This window comes from uncultured Campylobacter sp. (assembly GCF_938031315.1).
Taxonomy (GTDB): domain Bacteria; phylum Campylobacterota; class Campylobacteria; order Campylobacterales; family Campylobacteraceae; genus Campylobacter_B.
Window position 1 is genome coordinate 1 of the sequence record NZ_CALHHT010000320.1, and the last position, 2,342, is coordinate 2,342.

The following is a 2,342-nucleotide window of genomic DNA, read 5'->3' on the forward strand; positions in this document are numbered from 1 at the left end:
TGATACAAAATGGCTCTAGTTGCGCGGGCAGACTTAAAATTTCGCGCACGCGCCCCATGCGGTAAGGCTCGGGCGCGATCCCCGACCACACGGTACCGAGCCCCAAGCCTTCGGCGCAAAGCCAGATATTCATCGCCGCGCAGGCGCAGTCAAACGGCACATAGGCGGGGAATTTCGATCCGTCCTTTTTGAAGCAGATCACGATCGCAAGCGGCGCGTCCTTGACGTAGTCGCCGTAGGAGCTCACGCCGCTTAGAAGCGACAAAAGCTCCCTGTTTTTAACGACGTAAAATTCCCACGGGCGCTGATTTGCAGCACTAGGTGCTTGCATCGCGGCTTTTAAAATTTGCTCGATTTGCCCATCCGTAGGCATCTGCTCGCTAAAACTTCGCACGCTCGTGCGGGTAAAAATTTCATCCATCTCTCGCTCCTTTTTTTATCATCATTTGCTCTTTTAAATTTTATCGCGGCTTGGCAAATTTTAAATTTCATCAGCAGCCTAGCCGTACGGCTGATTTAAGACTCGCTCGTATTTTATGCGCGGCTCGGTCGCTACGCGGCTTGCGTGAGGATTTGATTGCGCTTAAAATCTCGACGCGCCTTAAAATCTTAAAATTTCCGCGATCTGTACAGATTGCGCACGTCCGCATTTAAATTTTAAACCTCGGCGAGAGCATCCGCCCGCCGCGACTGTGCGAACCGCGCCGCAAAATACACGCGGCGGCGAAAGCGTGCAAATCGCGATCTTTAAATTTTATCTCTCAGCTAGGCCTGCGCCGAACTTTGCGGATAAAATTTTATCATTCGCGGCAAATGAAATTTCGCCTTCGTGCCGAGCAAATTTTATCTTCGTCGCTCGGTCAAATTCCGCTTTCGCCGCTTTGTATTTTATCCGCACGCGCGCCAGAAAGCGCCTATTAGCCGCGCCGCGCGCAAAGTACGCCCGAAACGCAAGCACGAAGCATTCAAAAATTTAAATTTAACCGCAAAGCGCAATCGCCAAAGCCGAGCGCCGAAACGCTATGAAATTTTAAGCGTTTAAACTTACTCGCCTATCAGTCTGCGCACGACGTAGCTTGCGATGAAAAGCCCGAAGCTCGCAGTCACGCCCATGAAGCTGCCCATCGATTTGACGCGCGGCGGCTCGCTCGAGCAGACGACGTCAAAATCGCCCGCAAAGCCGCGCTTTCGCAGCTCAGATCTGATCTTGCGCGCGAGCGGATCGCCCTGCGTCTGCCAAATTGAGCGGATTTCGATTTTAGCGGGATCGAGCCTCTTTGCGCCGCCCATCGAGCTTACAAATCCTACGCCAGCCTCGCTGTAGCGCAGCGCAAGCGCGATCTTAGCGCCCACGTCGTCGATCGCGTCGATTACGAAATCAAATTGCGCTAGGTTAAATTCCGACAAAAATTCCTCATCAATCCTAGCGGCGATCGGCGTTACGCCTTTAAATTTGCGCGCGAAAACCTCGCATTTTAGCTCGCCTACGTGCTCGCTTCCAAGCTGGCGGTTTTGGTTGGTGATCTCGAAGCGATCGCAATCGATTACGCTTAGATTTACCGCGCCGCTGCGGTACAGCGCCTCTATCGCCGCTCCGCCCACGCCGCCGCAGCCGCAGATTAAAATTTTAGCGCTTTGCAGCCTTGCGAAATCCTCGCCGAAAAGTAGGCGCGAGCGCGAAAAGCGGTCTACTTGAGCCTCGTCCATTCTTCCAAAGCCCTCATCTGCTCGTGCGCGGTCAAATTTAGCTTGATCGGACTTAGCGTCGCCCGCCCCTCAAAAAGCACCGAAATGTCGCTGTTTTCGTTCCTGCTCGCATCAAAGTCGAACGTGGATTTACCGAGCCAATAATACTCCATTCCGCGCGGATTGCGATTTAGCTGCGCGTCGGTGTCGTAGAGCTTCTCGCCGCACGGAGCGACCGTTAGCCCCTTAAAATCTTGCTTTGAGACGGCAGGAACGTTTAAATTTAAAAACTGCTTCGGCGGCAGCGGAAAGCCTTTTTTAAAGATTTTCTCGACCAATTCCACCGCAAGCTCGCACGCGAGATCAAACCCGTATCGCTGCAGCGAATCCGCGACGTAAAACTGGCTCACTGCAAGCGCGGGAATACCTTGCAAAACCCCCTCCATCGCGCCTCCGCACGTGCCCGAATAGGTCACGTCCTCCGCGACATTGGCGCCGTGATTTATGCCGCTTATCACAAGATCGGGCTTGCGGTTATACAGCGCGCGAAGCGCCAAATACACGCAGTCTGCGGGCGTAGCGTCATCGAGTTTAAAAAATCCGTCGTCGAGCTTGATAAATCTAAGCGGACGCGTAAGAGTAAGCGAGTGCGAGCA

The 2,342-nt window shown here is 53.4% G+C and carries 3 protein-coding genes; all 3 read right to left on the reverse strand.

Translation table 11 applies throughout. The features are described 5' to 3' along the window. Positions 1–421: nitroreductase family protein (locus Q0236_RS07850; RefSeq protein ID WP_297916678.1), on the reverse strand; the 421-nt coding region annotated here is incomplete at its 3' end. A 623-nt stretch (positions 422–1,044) separates the two neighbouring features. Beyond that, a complete protein-coding gene (locus Q0236_RS07855; RefSeq protein ID WP_297916680.1) occupies positions 1,045–1,707 on the reverse strand; it encodes a ThiF family adenylyltransferase in 663 nt (220 codons plus the stop codon). After that, positions 1,689–2,342 (reverse strand): 5'/3'-nucleotidase SurE (gene surE / locus Q0236_RS07860; RefSeq protein WP_297916682.1); only part of this gene is annotated, 654 nt, incomplete at its 5' end. The genes Q0236_RS07855 and surE, both read right to left, overlap by 19 nt.

Coding starts and splice junctions, on each gene's coding strand:
- Q0236_RS07855 (WP_297916680.1), bottom strand. CDS start 1,707: ATGGACGAGGCTCAAGTAGACCGCTTTTCGCGCTCGCGCCTACTTTTC.